Origin of the sequence: Paraburkholderia elongata (assembly GCF_013177735.1) — a bacterium.
GTDB classification, from domain to species: domain Bacteria; phylum Pseudomonadota; class Gammaproteobacteria; order Burkholderiales; family Burkholderiaceae; genus Paraburkholderia; species Paraburkholderia elongata.
On record NZ_WOEZ01000134.1, the window covers coordinates 41,157 to 60,522 of the forward strand.

General features: G+C 62.3%; 15 protein-coding genes. 6 read left to right on the top strand and 9 right to left on the bottom strand.

Annotated elements, in window-relative coordinates; translation table 11 throughout:
• The first annotated feature begins 34 nt into the window (after positions 1 to 34).
• From GNZ13_RS24890 to GNZ13_RS24900, 3 genes are all read left to right on the top strand, one after another.
• Positions 35 to 1,009 (top strand): M14 family metallopeptidase, encoded by a 975-nt coding sequence (locus GNZ13_RS24890; RefSeq protein WP_172169185.1) that lies wholly within the window; start codon positions 35 to 37, stop codon positions 1,007 to 1,009.
• A gap of 335 nt (positions 1,010 to 1,344) precedes the next feature.
• A complete protein-coding gene (locus GNZ13_RS24895) occupies positions 1,345 to 2,547 on the top strand; it encodes a porin (RefSeq protein ID WP_172169233.1) in 1,203 nt (400 codons plus the stop codon).
• A gap of 75 nt (positions 2,548 to 2,622) precedes the next feature.
• Positions 2,623 to 3,981: an MFS transporter gene (locus GNZ13_RS24900; protein ID WP_172169188.1), complete on the top strand. Its 1,359-nt coding sequence runs from the start codon at positions 2,623 to 2,625 to the stop codon at positions 3,979 to 3,981.
• A gap of 6 nt (positions 3,982 to 3,987) precedes the next feature.
• Here the strand turns inward: GNZ13_RS24900 and GNZ13_RS24905 are convergent, their stop codons facing one another.
• The 3 genes from GNZ13_RS24905 to GNZ13_RS24915 are packed head-to-tail and all read right to left on the bottom strand — an operon-like array spanning position 3,988 to position 7,432.
• Positions 3,988 to 5,064 (bottom strand): LacI family DNA-binding transcriptional regulator, encoded by a 1,077-nt coding sequence (locus GNZ13_RS24905; protein WP_172169191.1) that lies wholly within the window; start codon positions 5,062 to 5,064, stop codon positions 3,988 to 3,990.
• Between the two features lie 37 nt (positions 5,065 to 5,101).
• A complete protein-coding gene (locus GNZ13_RS24910; RefSeq protein WP_172169194.1) occupies positions 5,102 to 6,052 on the bottom strand; it encodes a dihydrodipicolinate synthase family protein in 951 nt (316 codons plus the stop codon).
• 60 nt (positions 6,053 to 6,112) lie between these two features.
• On the bottom strand, positions 6,113 to 7,432 hold the full coding sequence (locus GNZ13_RS24915; protein WP_172169197.1) for an MFS transporter: 1,320 nt from the start codon (positions 7,430 to 7,432) through the stop codon (positions 6,113 to 6,115).
• Positions 7,433 to 7,898: 466 nt separating this feature from the next.
• Between GNZ13_RS24915 and GNZ13_RS24920 the strand changes: the two genes are divergently transcribed.
• Positions 7,899 to 8,228, top strand: a complete 330-nt coding sequence (locus tag GNZ13_RS24920; protein WP_172169200.1) for a hypothetical protein — start codon at positions 7,899 to 7,901, stop codon at positions 8,226 to 8,228.
• A 50-nt stretch (positions 8,229 to 8,278) separates the two neighbouring features.
• Here GNZ13_RS24920 and GNZ13_RS24925 read toward each other — a convergent pair whose 3' ends face one another.
• From GNZ13_RS24925 to GNZ13_RS24950, 6 genes are all read right to left on the bottom strand, one after another.
• Positions 8,279 to 9,439, bottom strand: coding sequence for a glycoside hydrolase family 53 protein (locus GNZ13_RS24925; protein WP_172169203.1), 1,161 nt, complete (start codon positions 9,437 to 9,439; stop codon positions 8,279 to 8,281).
• 146 nt (positions 9,440 to 9,585) lie between these two features.
• Positions 9,586 to 11,550 (bottom strand): beta-galactosidase, encoded by a 1,965-nt coding sequence (locus tag GNZ13_RS24930; RefSeq protein ID WP_172169206.1) that lies wholly within the window; start codon positions 11,548 to 11,550, stop codon positions 9,586 to 9,588.
• A 37-nt stretch (positions 11,551 to 11,587) separates the two neighbouring features.
• On the bottom strand, positions 11,588 to 12,439 hold the full coding sequence (locus tag GNZ13_RS24935) for a carbohydrate ABC transporter permease (RefSeq protein WP_172169209.1): 852 nt from the start codon (positions 12,437 to 12,439) through the stop codon (positions 11,588 to 11,590).
• Between the two features lie 19 nt (positions 12,440 to 12,458).
• On the bottom strand, positions 12,459 to 13,364 hold the full coding sequence (locus GNZ13_RS24940; protein WP_172169212.1) for a carbohydrate ABC transporter permease: 906 nt from the start codon (positions 13,362 to 13,364) through the stop codon (positions 12,459 to 12,461).
• A gap of 65 nt (positions 13,365 to 13,429) precedes the next feature.
• Positions 13,430 to 14,683 carry an ABC transporter substrate-binding protein gene (locus GNZ13_RS24945; protein WP_172169215.1) on the bottom strand — a complete coding sequence of 418 codons (1,254 nt, stop codon included), beginning with the start codon at positions 14,681 to 14,683 and terminating at the stop codon, positions 13,430 to 13,432.
• 126 nt (positions 14,684 to 14,809) lie between these two features.
• Positions 14,810 to 15,949 carry an ABC transporter ATP-binding protein gene (locus tag GNZ13_RS24950; protein ID WP_172169218.1) on the bottom strand — a complete coding sequence of 380 codons (1,140 nt, stop codon included), beginning with the start codon at positions 15,947 to 15,949 and terminating at the stop codon, positions 14,810 to 14,812.
• 205 nt (positions 15,950 to 16,154) lie between these two features.
• Here GNZ13_RS24950 and GNZ13_RS24955 point away from each other — a divergent pair, with 205 nt between their 5' ends.
• Both GNZ13_RS24955 and GNZ13_RS24960 read left to right on the top strand, forming a co-directional pair.
• Positions 16,155 to 17,171, top strand: a complete 1,017-nt coding sequence (locus GNZ13_RS24955; RefSeq protein ID WP_172169221.1) for a LacI family DNA-binding transcriptional regulator — start codon at positions 16,155 to 16,157, stop codon at positions 17,169 to 17,171.
• 345 nt (positions 17,172 to 17,516) lie between these two features.
• On the top strand, positions 17,517 to 18,989 hold the full coding sequence (locus tag GNZ13_RS24960) for an NAD-dependent succinate-semialdehyde dehydrogenase (protein WP_172169224.1): 1,473 nt from the start codon (positions 17,517 to 17,519) through the stop codon (positions 18,987 to 18,989).
• Positions 18,990 to 19,366: the final 377 nt, after the last annotated feature.

The following is a 19,366-nucleotide window of genomic DNA, read 5'->3' on the forward strand; positions in this document are numbered from 1 at the left end:
TGTCGATCCCAACCCTCTGCGAGGACACTTTCGAATGAGCATGGAAGCCTATCCCATCGAAGTCGAATTCCCCGATATTTCGGTTCACGAACAATCGTCGTCCGGCATCGCCTACGTTCATACGTTCGACTCGGGTGTGCCGGGGCCGCATGTAATGATCAACGCACTCACGCACGGTAACGAAGTGTGCGGGGCGATCGTCGTCGACGAACTGCTGCGCCGCGCGTTAAGGCCGCGTCGCGGACGCCTCACGCTCGCCTTTGCGAACGTCGCCGCCTATCAGCGCTTCGATCCTGCGGAGCCCGATGCGGCCCGCTTCGTCGATCAGGACTTCAATCGCGTCTGGACCGCAGCGATGCTCGACGATACGTCCCGCACGTCGAGCGAATTGACCCGCGCACGCGAGATGCGCCCGGTGATCGATACGGTCGACGCGCTGCTCGATCTGCATTCGATGCATGAGAAGAGCAAGCCGCTGATCGTGGCGGGACCGCTGGAGAAAGGCATCGACCTTGCAGTGTGTCTCGGCACGCCCGCCACGGTGATCTGCGACGAAGGCCATCCCGAAGGCCGCCGCATGCGCGATTACGAAGGCTTCGGCACGGCGGATAGCGCGAAAAACGCGTTGCTGATCGAATGCGGCCAGCACTGGGAACGCAGCGCGGTCGCCGTGGCGCGCGACACGACCGCGCGCTTCCTGCTGCTGGCCGGCGTGATCGACGAAGCCGATCTGCCGGACGGCTGGCTGGCGCCGCTGCCGCCCACCCAGCACATCGTCCGCGTGACGCAGCCGGTGGTCGCGACCAGCATGGATTTTCGTTTCGCGGCGCCGTACACCGGGCTGGAGGTCTTTCCGGATGCCGGTACGGTCATCGGCTGGTCGAACGGCGAAGCAGTGCTCACGCCTTACGACAACTGCATGCTGGTGATGCCGTCGCTGCGGCAGTTGCGGCCCGGCGTAACCGTCGTGCGGCTCGGCAAGATCGAACGAACCGTGACGAACTTCTGAGCACCGCCTGAAAGACTGCCCGAGCGCCGCCTCCCGGCGCTCGTCACCCCCACTCCCATTACGCCCCACTCCCGGCGCGCCCTGCGTCGCGGCATCCACAGCCATTCCGCTGTCCATTCGCTCCGCCCGATTCGATGTGCATCTGCCACATAGTCGGGTAATCCCGCGTTGCCCCTCGTTGTCAAACTACTTACAGTTCGGCCTGTTCGCATAACGAATGGTAGTTCTATATGAGAACAAAACAGACAAAAAATCATCGACGACCGGGTCGCCCAGATCTTCTCGCAGGTCAGGCAGGTCGAATTGGAGAGCACCACGTGAATCGCAACATCACTATGACCCGGATCGCTTGCGCGATCGCAGCCTTGGCCAGCGCGCCGGCATTCGCGCAAAGCAGTGTCACGCTGTACGGTATCGTGGATACGGGTATCGGCTATCAATCCAGCCAGGCGGCGTCCCTCGGCTCGACGTCGGGCGGCAAATCGAACGTCAAGATGATCAACGGCGTATGGGCGGGAAGCCGCTTCGGCCTGAAGGGCGGGGAAGATCTCGGTGGCGGCACCAAGGCTATCTTCCAGCTGGAGTCCGGTTTCAATTCCGCTACCGGCGCGCAGCAATACACGAACGCGCTGTTCGGCCGCCAGGCATGGGTCGGCGTGACGAACCCGACCTACGGTACGTTCACCGCGGGCCGTCAATACACGGCGTACTACACGCTGCTGTCGCCGTATAGCCCGACAACGTGGCTCACCGGCTACTACGGCGCGCACCCGGGCGACGTCGACGCACTCGACACGATCTACCGCGCCAACAATTCGCTGGTCTATACCTCGCCGAAACTGTACGGCTTCACGTTCAGCGGTTCGTATTCAGTCGGCGGCGTGCCGGGCAGCCTGAACCGCGGCTCGACGTGGAGCGGCGCGATCCAGTACCTCAACGGTCCGGTCGGCGTCGCGGTCGGCTTCATGCGCATCAACAATTCGACGCTGGGCGGCGGCGCGTACGGCGCGGATTCGACCGTGTCGAACAACGGCGTGCAACCGGGCGTGTCGGCCGTGACCAACGGCTATCAGACGGCGCAGGCGCAGCAGCGCTTCGCGGTCACCGGCGGCTACAACTTCGGTAACGGCTGGGACGTGTCCGCGGCCTACTCGAACGTGCAGTACATTCCGGGTGTAGGCTCGAGCTTCCGCGATACGGCGATCTTCAACACGGCCGGCGCCGTGCTGCACTGGAAGCCGACAACTGCATGGGACTTCGCGACCGGCTACAGCTACACGCGCGCCACGAAGGCGAACGGCATCACGAGTTCGGCGCAGTACCAGCAGGTCAACCTGTCCGAGTACTATTCACTGTCGAAGCGTACCGGCCTCTATGCGCTGCAGGCGTTCCAGCGCACTAACGGCAACACGCTCGGCACGGCGGGTTCGGGCCACATCATCACGGCCACCGCGACCATCGGCGACGGTTTCCAGAGCGCGCCGTCGTCGTCGCGCAGCCAGTTCGCCGCCGGCATAGGCATCGTGCACCGCTTCTAAACGGCGTACGATCGTAAAAGAAAGGATGGGCTCGTTACGGCGGGCCTTTCCATATTCTGCAGTCAGGAGACCATCATGAGCCGCAGCACCGCTGTGAACGTTCAAACGTTTATCAACGAACATCCCTTCTCGCCGTTCCAGTGGCTCATCTTCTTCATGTGTTTCATCATCGTCCTGCTGGACGGTTTTGACACAGCCGCGATCGGCTTCATCGCGCCGTCGCTGATTGCCGAATGGGGCATCACCCGGCCGGCCCTCGCACCGGTGCTCAGCGCGGCGCTGTTCGGTCTCGCGTGCGGCGCGCTCGGCTCAGGACCGCTGTCCGACCGGCTCGGCCGGCGCTCGATGCTGCTCGGCTCCGTGCTGCTGTTCGGTGTGACCTGCTTCGCTTCGGCGTTCTCGAACAGCATCGAACACCTGACGATATTGCGCTTCATCACCGGCGTCGGCCTCGGCGCGGCCATGCCGAACGCCGTGACGATGATGGGCGAGTACTGCACGGATCGCCGCCGCGCGACCGTGATCAATCTGATGTTCTGCGGCTTCCCGCTGGGTGCAGCCTTCGGCGGCTTTCTTGCTGCGTGGATGATTCCGCACTTCGGCTGGCGCAGTGTGCTGCTGCTCGGCGGTGTCACGCCGCTGTTGCTGCTGATCGTGCTGGTGCTGAAGATGCCGGAATCGGTCCGCTATATGGTGGCCAATAACAAGCCGGTCGAACGAATCCGTGCAGCGCTTGCGCGCATTTCGAGCGAAGCGGCGCAGGCCGGCAGCTTCGTCATGACCGAAACCGCGCCGCAAACCGGCGGCAAGGGCATGGGCGTGGTGCTGTCGCGTTCGTACATCATCGGCTCGGTGATGCTGTGGATTGCTTACTTCATGGGCCTCGTGATCTTCTACGCGTCGATCAACTGGATGCCGATTCTGCTGAAGGACGCCGGACTCACGCCGCAACGCGCGACGCTGATTTCCGCGCTGTTCCCGCTCGGCGGCGTGGGCGCCGTGCTGTGCGGCGTGCTGATGGACCGCTTCAACGCGAACCGCATCATTGCGGCCTGCTACGCGCTGACGGCGGTGAGCGTGTACTTCATCGGCCAGGCGGTCGGCAACGTCGGCGGGTTGGTGTTCATCGTGTTCGTGGCGGGCGTGCTAATGAATACGGCGCAATCGTCGATGCCGGCACTTGCTGCAGCGTTTTATCCGACCCAAGGTCGCGGCACGGGCGTGGCATGGATGCTGGGGATCGGCCGCTTCGGCGGGATCGCGGGCTCGTTCCTAGTGGCCGAGCTGACGCGCCGCCACTTCACGTTTGGCGGCATCTTCGCGACGGTCGCGGCGGCGGGTCTGATCTCGTGCGTGGCCTTGCTGATCAAGCAGGCGGCACGGCCGCATGTGGCGGCGGAGGCTGGCGCGAAAGCGGAGTCCTTCGGACACTAAGCCCGGTTATCTCGCGGACGGCCCTGTCGACTGCCTGAGTTGCAATAGCGCATTCACCTTCTGGCCGTTTAGAGGGCGCTTGCCGTCGAGCGAGTCGAGCAGATGTTGCGCGGTAAGCCGTCCGATTTCGTAGGTGTCGACGCGCATCGTCGTCAGCGCGGGGCGCATCTCTTTCGCGATTTCGAGATCATCGAAGCCCGTTACGGACAATTCGCCGGGAATCGCGATAGCCAGTTCCTCCGCCTCGCGCAGCACGCCCAGCGCGATGTGGTCATTGCCACAGATGATCGCGGTTGGACGCTCGCACGGCGCTTGCCAGATCGTGCGCAGACTGCGGCGTCCGAATCCCATTGTCGATTCACCCTCGAACATATGCTCTGGCCGCACGGCGAGGCCGTGGCGTTCGAGCGTCGCGCGGATGCCCGCGACGCGTGCCTGCACGCGGTCGTTGTCGCGCGTAGGCTGGATGCAGACCGCGAACGAGCGGTGCCCGAGGCCGATCAGATGTTCGGTGATCTCCACGTAGGCCGCGTGATTGTCGAAGCCGATGCAGGTGTGCGGACTGCCCTCGCGATATGCGTACGTGACCGCATAAGGCACGCGGTAGCGCCGCAAGGCATCGAACAGTTCGGCCGGATGGGCCTCGCCCACGACAGCCATCGCCTCGACGCCCCGCGCGAGCATCGCGCGCACCTGCATGAGCGCCTGCGCAGGATCGTAGTTCGAGCAGCCGAGCACGAGCGTGATGCCACGTGCCGCGAATGCCGCCTGCATCCCGCTCACCTGTGAAGCGAACACCTGGTCATCCAGCGTCGGAATGATGATGCCGGCAATGTGGCTGCGCGTGGAAGCAAGGGCGCGTCCCGCTGCATTCGGAAACCAGTTGAGCGTGAGCGCGGCATGCTCGACGCGCTCGCGCACGTTCGCGGAGACCTTGTCCGGCTCGTTGTAGACCCGCGATACAGTCGCCGTGGATACCCCCGCGAGCTTGGCCACATCGGAAAGCACCGTGCGGCCAGTGTTGCGGCGGGCACGGCTCGTCTGGGTTCGGGCTGTGGCCGGAGGGTCGAGGAAGTCGGGCATCGGATCAGAAAGCGAAGGGTGAATCGGGGAACGCCCGTCATCTTACTGCCGCGATGCGCGCGCGGAAATGCTCGGCGCCGGCGACGATCTTGTCGAGCACCGCATCGAGCGCCCAGAAGCGTTCGCGCACGTCATAGTCGATCACGCGGCAGCGAATCGAATCGAATGTGCCAATGCGCTGATGGTAGATCTTCGCGAGCGCGGGGTAGCCGAGCGACTCGGACACCGCGGCGAGCACCAGAAACGTCGCCAGTTCCTCCGCGAGAGCCGGGTCTTGTGCCGCATCGTTGCGCAGCCACTTGTACAGATCCGGGTGGAAGTTCGTGAATACGCCGTTGAAGCCTGCCGAGCCGGCCTTCATGGCGTCCCACGCGATTGCCGCGTTCGCGTTCAGGATCTTCAGCGGCGAACCCTGTGCGAGCGCCACGCGCCGCTTGACGGTAGCGAGATCGCAGCTCACGTCTTTCAGCATGACGAAGCGGCCGGTATCGATGCACATCTTCAATTCGTCGTCGGAGAGAAGCCGCCGATACGGCGCGGGGCATTCGTACAGGCCGAGCGGAATGTCGGACGGAAGGCGCGCGAGGAGTCCCTTGAGATTCGCGGCGAACACCTCCGTTCCATTGTGCAGCGGGTCGAGCCGGTTCGTCACGAGTACGACGCCTTGTGCGCCCGTCGAAGCGGCGACGTTCAATTCTTCGGCCTGAGCGTGGGCGTCGTCACTGACATGGCCGGAGACGACAACGGGAATGCGGCCCGCGACCTTCTCGACGACGAAGCGCCCCAGTGCGCCACGCTCGGCGAGCGTGAGGAACTGCATTTCACTCGACTGCGCGACGGCGAAGAGCGCGTCCGACCCGTGCGCGATATACCACTCGATCAGGCGTTCGAGCCCGGCGTAGTCGATCGCGCCGGCATCGTTAAACGGCGTCAGCATCACGGGCACGATGCCTTCGATTGAAGTTGAGGCTGGCTTGGAGGGTGTCATGCTATTGCTCTCCCGGAAAGGATTCGGTTTGTGGGACGGTTGGCTCGCTCATGTAGCCGCTCATGCAGCCGCTCGCGCGGCCTCGGCGGGGGCGGGCTGGTCGTCGATCGGCTTGCGCACGAGCAGGAGGTAACTCATCGCGCCGACAAACGCGATGCCTGCTGCGGTCAGTAGCGCGGGCACGAACGACCATGTTTGCGCGATATAGCCGGTCAGGATCGGCGCAAGGGCGCCCCCTAGGAAGCCGCCGAAGTTCTGGATCGCGCCGAGCGAGCCGACGCGGTTCGGCGGCGCGGCAGCGGTGGCGAGCGCCCATGAACTGGCAGACGCGGCGTTCGCCAGAAAGATCACCACCGAGATGCACACGATCGCGATCGTATTGCTCTCGACGAGGGCAGCCGGAATCGTGAACGCGACCATGCCGAGCATCGCGATCACGACCGCGTTACGGCGGCTCGCGACCGGACTCGTGCTTCGGCTCGTGATGAGGTCGGAGAACCAGCCGGCGGTCAGCGAGCCCAGAAAGCCGCAGAAAAACGGCACCGATGCGGCGACTCCCGTATGCATCAGACTCATGTGGCGTTCCATCGTCAGGTAGCCCGGCAGCCACGTGAGGTACACCCAGTTCAGGTAGACCGAGCCGAAGAAGCCGATCAGCATCCCCCACGTGGTTCCGTGTGAAAACAGCGAACGCCAGTCCGCGAAGGTGAGCACGGGTGCCGGTTTGCGGTCGGCTTCGTCGCCTTCGAGATAGCGGCGCTCGGCTTCGGTCATGGCGGCCTTCGCGGGATCGCGATACACCGCGAGCCATACGATCGCCACAATCAGCCCCAACACGCCTGTCACGATGAACGCCCAGCGCCAGTGAAACTGCACGACGAGGACCGACAGGCAGAGCGGCGCAAGCGCCGTGCCGAGCGGCGACGCCGAGTTGAAGATGCCCGTTGGCTTGCCACGCGCGCGCAGCGGAAACCAGTTGCTGACGACACGCGCCGCCGACGGAAACTGCGGCGCCTCGCCAATGCCGAGCACGATCCGCGCAAGGATGAACCAGCCGAAGCTCGAAACGAATCCGCCTGCCGCCTGCGCGAGCGACCAGACGACGAGTCCGATGCCAAGCAGCTTGCGCGGTCCGATCTTGTCGACGAGGCCTCCCACCGGCAGCTGAAATAGCGCGTAGCTCCAGGAGAACGCGGAAAGCAGCAGCCCCATCTCACCCAGCGACAGGCCCAGGTCATGACGGATCAGCGGGTTGGCGACTGCGAGCGTCCCGCGGTCCAGATAGTTGACGATGCCGCTCACCATCAGCAGCGTCAGCGCCACGATCTGGGCGCGACGAATTCGCGGTGGTGCCTGCTCGAGGCTCGGGGTTGCGCTCATGATCGTTGTCTCCGTTTCATGTCTTCGGTTGAGGTGGGCGGGCGACGCAACCGGCCATCGCTTTGTGCCTCCTCTTTGTGTGTTAGCGCTTACATTTTTGGATCATTTTTCAAATGTTCGCGGACTACTGCAGCCAATTTTCCTTTAACAACTTGAATGATAGCGCTTACATTATGGGTTGAATTTTGGCGAGCTTGCAAGCGCCAGAGGCGGTTTAACGGGTAAACACCAGCCGTTCGCGAAGGAAGGCCCGCGTCCTTGGGAGCTGTCTTCGGCGAAAACCACCCACCGCCAACTCGTCGCCCCCCACATCGACAAAACAGCCACAAGCAAGTGCGGGAGCACGGGTAAAAGTCGTCACGCCCCACTTCCCGATAAACTAACCGGCTATTTGATTCGTTCGGTTGCCGAGACGGGGATGCCATCGTTTCCGCATCGTCAACCATTTAACGCCAGGATTTGGGTCATGAAACGCGTAGTTGTATCGGCAGTGCTCGCGATTTGCCTCGCGCAACCGGCCGTGGAAGCCGTTGCACAAACAGTCAGCGATCAATGTTTCGCGATCGGCGACATCGCCGGCCAGGTGGCGTCGTGGCGCGCACACAAGAAGACGAAAGAACAAGCGCTTGCCCAAGCGGCCAAGTACTACAAAGGTGAATCCGACCGGCAAGCAGTCTCCGCCATCGTCGAAAAGATCTACAGCCCGAACGCCCCCCAAATGACGCCCGATCAGGCCAGCATGGCGTTCACCTCGGACTGTGCAAACCAGCAGAAATCGCAGGCACCCGCGCAGTAGTGCCTGCTATCCGCACGGCTATCTCGCCGCGCTAGCCGCCAGAGCCAGGGCTACCTCTTCCGGAACGCATCCAGCGACGTCAACGCGTTCCCGTGAAAATCGAACAACGTGTTGTTGCTCCACTGATCGCCCGCGCCGACTTTCCATCCGACATTCGGCGTCGGGATCCATTCCGGCTCCCACCAGAACACGCCCTTGCCGTGGCCGCCGGGTATCGCCTTCACGATATCCGTCACCGCACCGATAAACTGTGTCTGACCCGCCGGTGTTTGCGGGAAATTCGTGGAGCCGGTATTGGTCACCGCGTTGGGTTCCGAATTGCCGTCGCTGGTTGTCCACGGATACGCGGTCTCGACGACCATCACGTCCTTGTCGTAGCGCGTCGCCATATCGTTCGCATTGTTCTGCAGGTCGCTTAGCGAGCCTTGCCACTGCGGATAGTAGGACAGGCCGATCACATCGAACGTGACGCCGCGCTGTACCGCGCTGTCGAACCACCAGCGGCTCGTTGCATTGTTGCCACCGCTGTCGAGATGCAGCATGACCTTGATCCGTTCATCGACCGATTTGACCGCGTCGTGCCCGGCCTTCAGCAATTGCGCGAGGTTGTCCCACTGGTCGTATTTGCCGAGCGGCCACAGCATGCCGCCCGTGATTTCGTTGCCGACCTGAACCCATTCCGGATGCACGCCATCGCGCTTGAGCATCTTGAGGACGTTTGACGTGTAGTCGGACAACAACGCACAGGTTTGCTCGATATCCTTGCCGGCCCAGTCATGAGGCGGATACTGCTTGCCCGGATCGGCCCACCAGTCGCTGTAGTGGAAATCGATCAGCACGCGCATGCCGAGCGCGGCGGCGCGACGAGCCAGCACGCGTACATGCTCGGCATTGTTATAACCGGCTGCGGGACTTTGGTCGGACGGAAAAAAGTTCGGATTGCCAGGATCATTCCACACTTTGATACGGATCGAATCGATGCCGTGACTCTTCAGAATGAAGAGACAGTCGAGCGGCAAACCGTGCTCGTAAAACTTCGCGCCATTGGCCTCGAGCTCCAGCAGCGTCGACACGTCCGCACCCTTCGCAAGCCGGTTGCCGCGGCCTGCCAGGTCGAGTTCACCCGCAACAGCTGGCGAGCCGACAATTGCGCCAACACCAGCGGCGGCCCCAGCAGATGCGAGCCATCCGAGCATTTCTCTTCTGTTCATTTGTCTTCCTCCATCGATTGAATGACGGCTCGTTCAAAGGCCGCCTGTTCTGGGTTGAAGCGCTTAAATTTTTGCCGCCTCCATTTCTACCTCCGATAGCGCCCTCTTCTCACTTCTCACTTGCTCAAGCCCATTGACGCGAGGGGCTACGCGTTCCTCCACGCGCAGACATCGCCGGTTTTCAACTGTGAATGTCCCAGCACAAACGTCGCATTGGCCGGTGCGGGCGCTTGCACTTGCTCCGGGCCGAAGTTGAACGCGAAGGTCAGATCGCCGCGCCGGCGAAGGCGCAGGCCGTCAGCCAGCCGTTGCGTCCCGATGCCGGCATCCTTTGCCGCCTGCTGCAAGACTTCGCGATGCAACGCGTGCGACAACCAACCCGCCACATAGCGAACCCTTCCGCGGGTGAGAATCGCCGGCCACGTGTCGTCGAATTGCGCATCGACGGTCGTCTCGCCATTGGCGCGAACGTGTTCGCGCCAATGCATCGCGACGCCTTGCATGTCGCCGATCGAAAGCGCTGGCGTGAGTGTCGGGCGCAGTGTTTCGACTTCGAGTACCTGCATCGGCAGAACGCGTTGCAACGCGCCGGGCGGCAAGCCCGGCGGAATGGCAAAGGTCGGGGTCTTTGAGCCGCTCCTCGGACCGAATACCCATTGCGCCGAACTCCGCTCGATCTGATCGACGAGCGTGTCGTCGATCACGGCGATGCTCGGCACCACCACCAGCCGGTACGGCGAAAGATCGGCCTTGCTCGACACAATGTCGACGTCGAGGCCGAGTTCACGCAGCGCTTCGTAGTAGTCGAACGCCAGCGTCTGGTAGTCGAAGGTTTTGCCGTGACGCTGAATCTCGAACATCCACTGCGTCTCGTAGTCGAACACGACCGCGGTGGCGGCGCGCGCCGGCGCGCCGAGTCCGGACAGCGCCTCGGACGATGCAATTTCACGCGCCGCCTGTTGCACTTCGAGGCCACCTGGCGACAGCTCGTTGTTCGGCAGATTGAGGCCGGAATGCATCTGTTCCTGCGCATACGGACACTGACGCCAGCGGAAATACGACACCAGTTCCGCGCCATGCGCGAACGCTTCGTAAGCCCACAGCCTGACCATGCCCTTCGCCGGCACTGGATTCCACGGCGCCCAGTTGACCGGTCCTGCCTGTTGCTCCATCACCCAGAAACGGCCAGCGCCGATCGCGCGATAGCGGTCGTGATCGAACGCGGAGACGTCGGGGTGCGCGGTGCGTGCGTAACGCGCCTTCTGCTCCTCAGGCAGTGCGATCGATTCGGTGCGCGCGATCGGATAGCTGTCCCATGCCGCTACGTCGAGCGCATTGTCTTCGGCGAAGCGGTAATGATCGAAGGTCGTGAAGAAGCCCATGAAGTTATGCAGCAGATCCGCGCCAGGCGCATGCTCACGCAGCATGTCGATCTGTTCGCGATGGAAACTCGCCACCTCGTCCGACATGAAGCGGCGAAAATCGAGCAGATGGATCGGATTGGCGTCGGTGGGCGTGAGGTTAGGCAGCTCGATCGCCTCGAACGACGGGTACTCCATGCTCCAGAACACGTTGCCCCATGCATCGTTCAACGCATCGACGCTCTCATAACGATGCTGCAGCCACCTCTGAAAACGCGTCAGAGCAGCGCGCGAATAGCTCGGCACAGTCTCGTGGCAACCGAATTCGTTATCGGTCTGCCACGCGACGATAGACGGATGCCGTCCGTAGCGCTCCGCCATTGCCGTGACGATACGCACGCACTCGCGCCGATATATCTCGCTGGAAATATCGTAGTGACGGCGCGAGCCGAAATTCCAGCGCACGCCATCCGCACGCACCGGCAGCACGTCCGGGTGCGCGTCGATCAGCCACTTCGGCGGCGACGCGGTCGGTGTACCCAGCACGAGTTTCAGTCCCGCGGCCGCCAGCGTCTCGACGGCTTCGTCAAGCCAGCCCCACGCGAATTCGCCGGCGCGCGGCTCCATCCGGCTCCACGCAAATTCGGCGATCCGCACATGCGTAATGCCGAGCTCGACCATACGTTTTGCATCGTCGGCCCACATTGAACGCGGCCATTGTTCCGGGTAGTAGCAAACACCAAGTTGCATGAGAGAGTCTCTTTGATAGAAAACGGCAAACGGGCGATCAGCCCTTGCTTGCACCGAAAGTCAGGCCGGCGACGAAATGCTTCTGCATCAGGAAGAACATCAGTACAGAGGGCAAGGCGGCGAGCACCGAGCCGGCGGCGACGAGATTCCATGCCGTCGTCCACTGGCCTTTAAGCGCGGCGACGCCCACGGTGATCGGTGCGGCCTCATCGCCCTGCGTGAGGCACAGTGCCCAGAAGTAGTCGTTCCAGACAAACGTGAATACGAGAATGCCGAGCGCGGCGAGCGCGGGCCGGATCAGCGGCAGCACGATCCGTAAGTAGATCGTCCATTCGCTCGCCCCTTCCACGCGCGCCGCCTCGATCATCTCGAACGGTAACTGCTTGATGAAGTTGCGCAGAAACAGCGTGCAAAAGCCGGTCTGAAACGACACATGAAAGATCACCAACGCCCAGACGCTATTGAAGAGGCCCACTTTCAGCGCCATGTCGCGCACCGGGATCATCAGAATCTGGATCGGTACGAAGTTGCCGGCTACAAAGGCGAACAGCACTGCGGTATTGCCTGGGAACCGGTAGGTGGCCAACGCAAAACCCGCCATCGACGCCAGCACGATCGCGCCGATCACCGACGGCACCGTAATCAGCACGCTATTAGCGAAGTAATGGAGCATCGGCGTTTGCGTGAGCGCCGTGCCGTAGTTTTCGACCAGCGCGAAATGCTTAGGCCAGCCCCAGTAGTCACCTTGCGATAACTCGTCCGAAGATCGAATCGACGTGACGAGCACGGCCAGCATCGGCAGCAGCCATACCAGCAGCGCGAGCGGCAACGACGCTTTGTACAGCGCGCGATTGAGCGGTTTCCAGCGTTCGACGGGAAGCGGATACATGACACGTGACTCCAAGAAATCAGCGTTCTTCGCGCAGCATGCGGCGCAGATGGAACACGATGTAGACGAGCATGATGGCGAACAGCACGACGGCAATCGCCGCGGAATAGCCTTCGCGGTAGTACTTGATCGCCTGGTCGTACATGTAATAGGCGAGCACGGTGGAGCTGTCGAACGGACCGCCGCCGCTCATCACCGCAATCAGGTCGAAGCTGCGCAGCGCGCCGATCACGGTCAACACGACGGCCATGAATGTCGCGGGCCGTAGTTGCTGAAGAATTACGTGCCATAGCAAACGCACGCCTTTCGCGCCTTCCATGCGCGCCGCCTCGACCACTTCCGGATTGATGCCTGTCAGCCCGGTGAGATAGAGCACCATGCAGAACGGCGTTTGCGGCCACAGCGCGGCGAAGATGATGCCGAAGGTGACGGTGTGCGGATCGCCGAGCACCGGAATGCCGTGACCGACGATCAGCCGCAGCAGGCCGAAGCCAGGATCGTAGAACCAGCTAAACACGAGGCCGACCACCACGCCCGAGAGCACGAATGGCGCGAAAAACAGCGACTTCACGACCCGCATGCCACGGATATGCTGGTTCAGATATAACGCGAACAGCAGTCCGAGCGGCGGCGCCAACAGGAACAGCGCGAGCCAGATCAGGTTGTTCTTGAGCGCCGTATAGAAGGTGTCCGCATGGAACAGTTCGACGTAGTTATCGAAGCCCGCAAACGTCTTCGGCGTCATTCCGTCCCAGTTGTAAAAGCTGAGCGAAATGCTGCTGATAATCGGGTAGACCACGCACAGGCAAAACAGCGCACAACCCGGCAACAGGAAGAAAAGCGCCGCGCGGTGCTGATGACGGCGCGTCGTAGAGACGTGCCGGTGCCGCGCCGTGGGTAAGCGGCGCGCTGCGGAAAGAGACATGATCGAGCCTCGTTAGAGATCGAAGACGAGCGCCAGCTATTGCAACGCTGCTGGCGCTGCGGGGCTTACTTCTTGTAGATGCGCTTGCGGGTCGCTTCGAGGCGAACGAGCACGGCGTCGAGTTGCGACGGATCGCTATAGAACTGCTGCATCGCCTTCATGCCTTCGTCGGCCATTTCCTTCTGCATGTCGCGATCGTAGAACTGCGCAATGCCGCCCTTCGTGTTAGCGAGCGTCTGGAAACCGACCTTCGAAATTTCATCTTCAGGTTCCGCCGATTGGCTGTTCGACGGCAACTGCCCCCAGCCCTTCGCGAGATCGGCATTGATCTGCGGCTGTTCCATGAAGGCCAGCAGTTTGCGGGCATCGGCCTTGTTCTTCGCCTTCGCCGGAATCAGCAGCACATTGACCGGACCGTCTTCGGCCATCGGCACGTTCGCGTCGACCACCGGGAAGCGGAAGAAGCCGGTTTGCGGTCTGATCGATGCCGGAATGCTCGCCGAGAAGAACGTGCCCATCAGCATCATCGACGCCTTGCCGTTCACGAGAAACGGTGCAATCGAATCGAGGTCGTAGGAGAGCGCGTTGTCGATGAAGTAGTGATCGTCGATCAACGTTTTCCACGCGGCGTAGACCTTTTTAACGCGCGGATCGGTGTACGGAATTTCGCCGACCATCAACTGCTGGTGGAATGCGTTGCCGTTGACGCGCAGGTCGAGATAGTCGAACCATGCGGCAAGCGTCCAGCTATCGCGTGCGGCAACGGCGATCGGTGCAACGCCGCTTGCCTTCAGCTTCTTGCTGGCGTCGAGAAATTCATCCCACGTTTTCGGTTCGCCCTTGATGCCGGCCTTCTCGAACAGATCCTTGCGATAGAAGAAGCCGTAGGCGTCGTACCCGAGCGGAGCGGCGTACTGCTTCCCCTTGTACGTCGATGCTTCTTTCACCGACGCATACTGCTGCGACCAGCCGTTCTTGTTCCAGTCAGACGACAGGTCTTCGAGCAGGCCGCGTTGCGCGTAATACGCCATGCGTTCACCGTCGTGCCACGACACGATGTCCGGCGGATCGGTGGCGAGCCAGCCGCCCATCTGTACCTTGTAAGCTTCCTCGGTGATGTAGGTCACCTTGAGGTCGACGTCGGGATTGGCTTTCTTGAACTTGTCGAACGCGTCCTGCCAGGTCGAGCGCTGATTGCCGCGCGCCGATACGTTGACGTTCAGCGTGGCCGCGTCGGCCGCTGTGGAACAGAGTGCGCCTGCGACCAAAGCGGCCGCAATCGACGCATGTGCCAGACGACGAAGGCGAACAGAAATCATCTTATGTCTCCTTGACTACCTTGTTGGCTGACAGCGACTCGCTGCCAGACGATGTACCCGCTCTGTGGCGGAATAGGGATTTGTGAATGCGGTGGCGCCTTTGATGCCTGAGATGCACTGGGCACCTCAAGCGGCGACTCGCTCGGGTTCGAACGTGCTGCGTCGCAGTGCAACGCCCTCGGCATCGAACAGATGACACGCGGACGGCGGAACGTGAATGCAGATGCGCTCGCCCGAACCAATCGGCGTATCGCCCGCGGCCTTGGCGATAAGCGTGCCGGCCTCGTGGTCCGCGTGAATATAGCTGTGCTCGCCGAGCCGTTCCGATAGCACCGTGACGCACTGAATGAACTGCTCGTCGCCAAAGAGACGCAGATGTTCCGGGCGCACGCCGAGCGTGACGGGCTGGCCGCGCTGAAGACGTTGACCGTCGACATTCGCAATCAGCCGTTCGCCGCTTTTTGTCAGCGTGACGGCCACCTTGCCCGCTTCGATCGAATCGACCACCGCATCGATAAAATTCATTCGCGGCGAACCGATGAAGCCCGCCACAAAGCGCGACTTCGGATGGTGATACAACTCCAGCGGCGCACCGGTCTGCGCGATGCTGCCGAAGCGCTCCGCGTCCGCTCCTGCGTGCAGCAGCACGATTCTGTCGGCAAGCGTCATCGCCTCGACCTGATCGTGGGTCACATAGACCACGCTCGCGTTCGCAAAGCGCTGGTGCAGGCGGGCGATTTCGACACGCGTCTGGCCGCGCAACGCGGCGTCGAGATTCGACAGTGGTTCGTCGAACAGGAACACACCGGGTTCCCGCACGATCGCGCGGCCGATCGCAACACGCTGCCGCTGCCCGCCCGAGAGCGCTTTCGGATAGCGATCCAGGAAGGCGTCCAGTTGCAGAATGCGCGCGGCTTCGCGCACCTTCCGCTCGATGACGTCCTTCGGTTGCTTCGCGAGTTTCAGGCCGAACGCCATGTTGTCGAACACGGTCATGTGCGGAAACAGCGCGTAGCTCTGGAACACCATCGCCACGCCGCGCCCGGCAGCGGGCACATCGTTCACGAGGCGGCCGCCGATGTGCAGCTCGCCTTCGCTCAGGTCTTCGAGACCGGCGATCATTCTTAGCAGGGTCGACTTGCCGCAACCGGAGGGCCCCAGAAACACGCAGAACTCGTGCTGCGCGATCTCAAGATTCACGCGCCGGATCACCGGCGGATGGTCACCGTACGACTTCTGCACGTTCGTAAGACGAATCGTAGCCATGCTGCTGCCTCCCGGATTTAACCGCTTAAATTTTTATGAAAAATAAACGGCCCGCTCTTGTGCAGCAGGCATTTAATCGCTTAAATTCGATCTCGAAGGAAAAAGTCATGGTGGGTGTCTCGTCTGTGTTTTGCAGAAACTTATCAACGTCGCCCGTTGCTTGCAACATTTGAAGCGCATTCCCTGAATATGGGATAAACAGAAAATGGTCACCCTGTCCGAAGTAGCGAAGCGCGCGCGCGTTACGGCCGCAACCGTTTCCAACGTTCTGCGCAACCGCGAGAAGGTCCGCCCGGAGACTGCCGAACGCGTGCTGAAAGCGATCGCCGATCTCGGCTACCGGCCCAATCTGAACGCACGCGCGCTGGCCGAGGGCCGCTCGTCGACCCTGGCCTTGATGTTGTCGAACATTTCGAACCCGTTCTACCCCGAGTTCGTATCGGCCGCCGAGCGAGCGGCGCGCAAAGCGGGGTACTTCCTGATGGTTTGCAATACTGACGATGATGCTGAGATCGGCCGCGCGTATCTGAACCAGATCGCCGGCACGCTCGCGGACGGTGTCCTCGTGATGAACACGGACATCACGATCAACGATTTGTGCGCGTCGGCCACGCACAGCGCGCCGATCTTGCTGGCGATGTGGGAACACCCGGAGACGCCCCCCGCGCTGCCCTGCATTGCCGTGGATTTTGCCCATGCGGGCGCGCTGGCCGCGAGGCATCTGCTCGAACTGGGTCACCGCGAGATCGGCCTTCTGATCGGCGACGGTTGCGGCGGCTTGCAGGATGCGCGCTCCAACGGATTTCGTGCAGTGATGCGCGAGGCCGGGATCGAAACAGACGCCGCCGCGGTGCTTCAAATCCGCGACTCGATCGACGCCGGCTACGCCGCCTGCATGCAGTTGATGGCAAACCGCCCTCACCTCACCGCGATTTTCGCGACCAACGATCTGCTGGCGATCGGCGCGGCACAGGCGTTGATCACGCTGGGCCGCGCGGTGCCGAACGACGTGTCGGTCATCGGCATTACGGACATTCAACTGGCGCATCAGGTGCATCCTGCGTTGACGACGGTTGCGATCCAGACGGCGGCCGTTGCGGAGTTGTCGATCGAGAGTCTGATCCGTCTGATCCAGACGCCTGAACAGCAACCGTCGATGGTGCTTGCGCCGCCGCCGCAACTCATCGTGCGGGCATCGACGGGACCGCGGCGCATGAGTTGAGGCGAGGCGCGAAAATACGCGTACCGCAGGCCGCGCAACGCGGCCGTTGCCAACCATAATCAAACCCGGTACGGCGGCTTCACCCCGCATTCAGCAGAAAATGCTGTCGGGGCTGGAAAAAAACGCTCCGCGCGTTGTTAGAGCCTCGATTGGCGATTTCGTCGACTGTGGCGCACGCGTAGCATCGAAGAATCAATCGACCTGGTTCGAAGCCGGTTACGCGCGGATGTGCGCGCCGCATTGCACTGCGCCGCTGCGCTGTTGCATGCAACCGTGCTACCCCGCAACCGTGCGGCCATATCGAATACACGCCTGCCCTCGACGGCAATCTGAAGGAGCAACCCGATGTCTCTCGCATTGACCCGCAAAGAACTGATTCGCCCGCAAAACCTGATCGACGGCAAGTGGACCGACGCCGCCGACGCCGCGCGCTTTCCGGTCATCAACCCGGCCACCGGCGAATTGATCGTCGAAGTCGCGAACAGTAGCGCATCGGACGCGCGCGCCGCCACCGACGCCGCAGCCCGCGCTTTCCCCGCGTGGCGCGATAAGCTGCCGCGCGAGCGCGCCGAGATTCTGCGCCGCTGGCACGCGCTGATCGTCGCCAATACGGAGGACCTCGCCAAGCTGATGTCGACGGAACAAGGCAAGCCGCTCGCGGAAAGCCGTGGCGAAGTCGCCTACGGTGCCTCGTACGTCGCTTGGTTCGCCGACGAAGCGACACGCATCTACGGCGACCTGATCCCGCAGCAACAACGCGGCAAACGTATGAGCGCGGTGAAGGAACCCCTCGGCGTGGTCGCGGCGATCACGCCGTGGAATTTCCCGCTGGCGATGATTGCACGCAAGATCGCGCCCGCGCTAGCAGCCGGATGCACGGTCGTGGCCAAGCCCGCCGAAGACACGCCGCTCACCGCGCTCGCGCTGGCAGCGCTCGCCCAGGAAGCGGGCTTGCCGGACGGCGTGCTGAACATGCTGTCGGCTTCGCGTGAACAGGGCATTGCGGCGGTGGCTGACTGGCTCGCCGACGCGCGCGTGCGCAAGATCACGTTCACGGGCTCGACGCCGGTCGGCAAGCATCTCGCCCGCGAATCTGCCGGCACGCTGAAGAAGCTGTCACTGGAATTGGGCGGCAATGCACCCTTCATCGTGTTCGACGACGCCGATCTCGATGCGGCAGTCACGGGTCTGATGGCCGCCAAATTCCGCAACGGCGGCCAGACCTGCGTGTGCCCGAACCGCGTCTATGTGCAGTCCGGCGTCTACGCGCGTTTCGCCGACCTGCTCGCGAAACGCGTCGCTTCGCTGAAGGTTGCGCCCGCAACCGATCCGGACGCACAGATCGGTCCGATGATCAACGAACGCGCAATCGACAAGATTGCCCGCCATGTTGAAGACGCCGTCAAACAAGGGGCCAAAGTGTTGACAGGCGGCAAGCGTCTGACTGAACTCGGCCCAAACTACTACGCACCGACCGTGCTGACCGATGCGCAGGAGGGCATGCTCGTCTGCTGCGAAGAAACGTTTGGGCCGGTAGCACCGCTGTTCCGCTTCGATGGCGAAGCCGAAGCGATCCGCCTCGCCAACGACACGCCCTTCGGCCTCGCTGCGTACTTCTACACGCAGGACGTCCGGCGCATTAATCGCGTTGCGGGCCAGCTCGAAGCGGGCGTGATTGGTATCAACGAGGGCGCCGTGTCGAGCGAGGCCGCACCGTTCGGCGGGGTGAAGGAGTCGGGTTACGGCCGCGAAGGTTCGAAGTACGGGCTCGACGATTATCTGTCGATCAAGTATCTCTGTCAGGGCGGTCTGGATTAACAGGCTCCTGCGCGTTCTGCGTTCTGCCGTCTGACATCGCGCCTCGCTTGACGCGAGGCGCGAGCGTCAAGTCAGCATCCCGCCGCTGACTTCTATTTCCGCAGCAAGGCCTCCTGATGCGCCTTCACGAGATCGGCCATGCTGTTAATACACGCCCTCTCCCTCCCTCGTCATGCAGCCCATTCATGACGCCCATTTTTGTCCCTAATTTGACCGGTTTGCTCGCGGCTCTAGGCGGGCCGTGATGGGGAGACCTTTGGGTCTGCCGGCGTGGGATAACACCGGTCCGCGAAACTTGTCACCGTGCCCGCCCCCCCATCCTGACCGGTAAGGCGGGCTTCTGATCGCCCACCAGGACCGGATCACATGCCCCAATC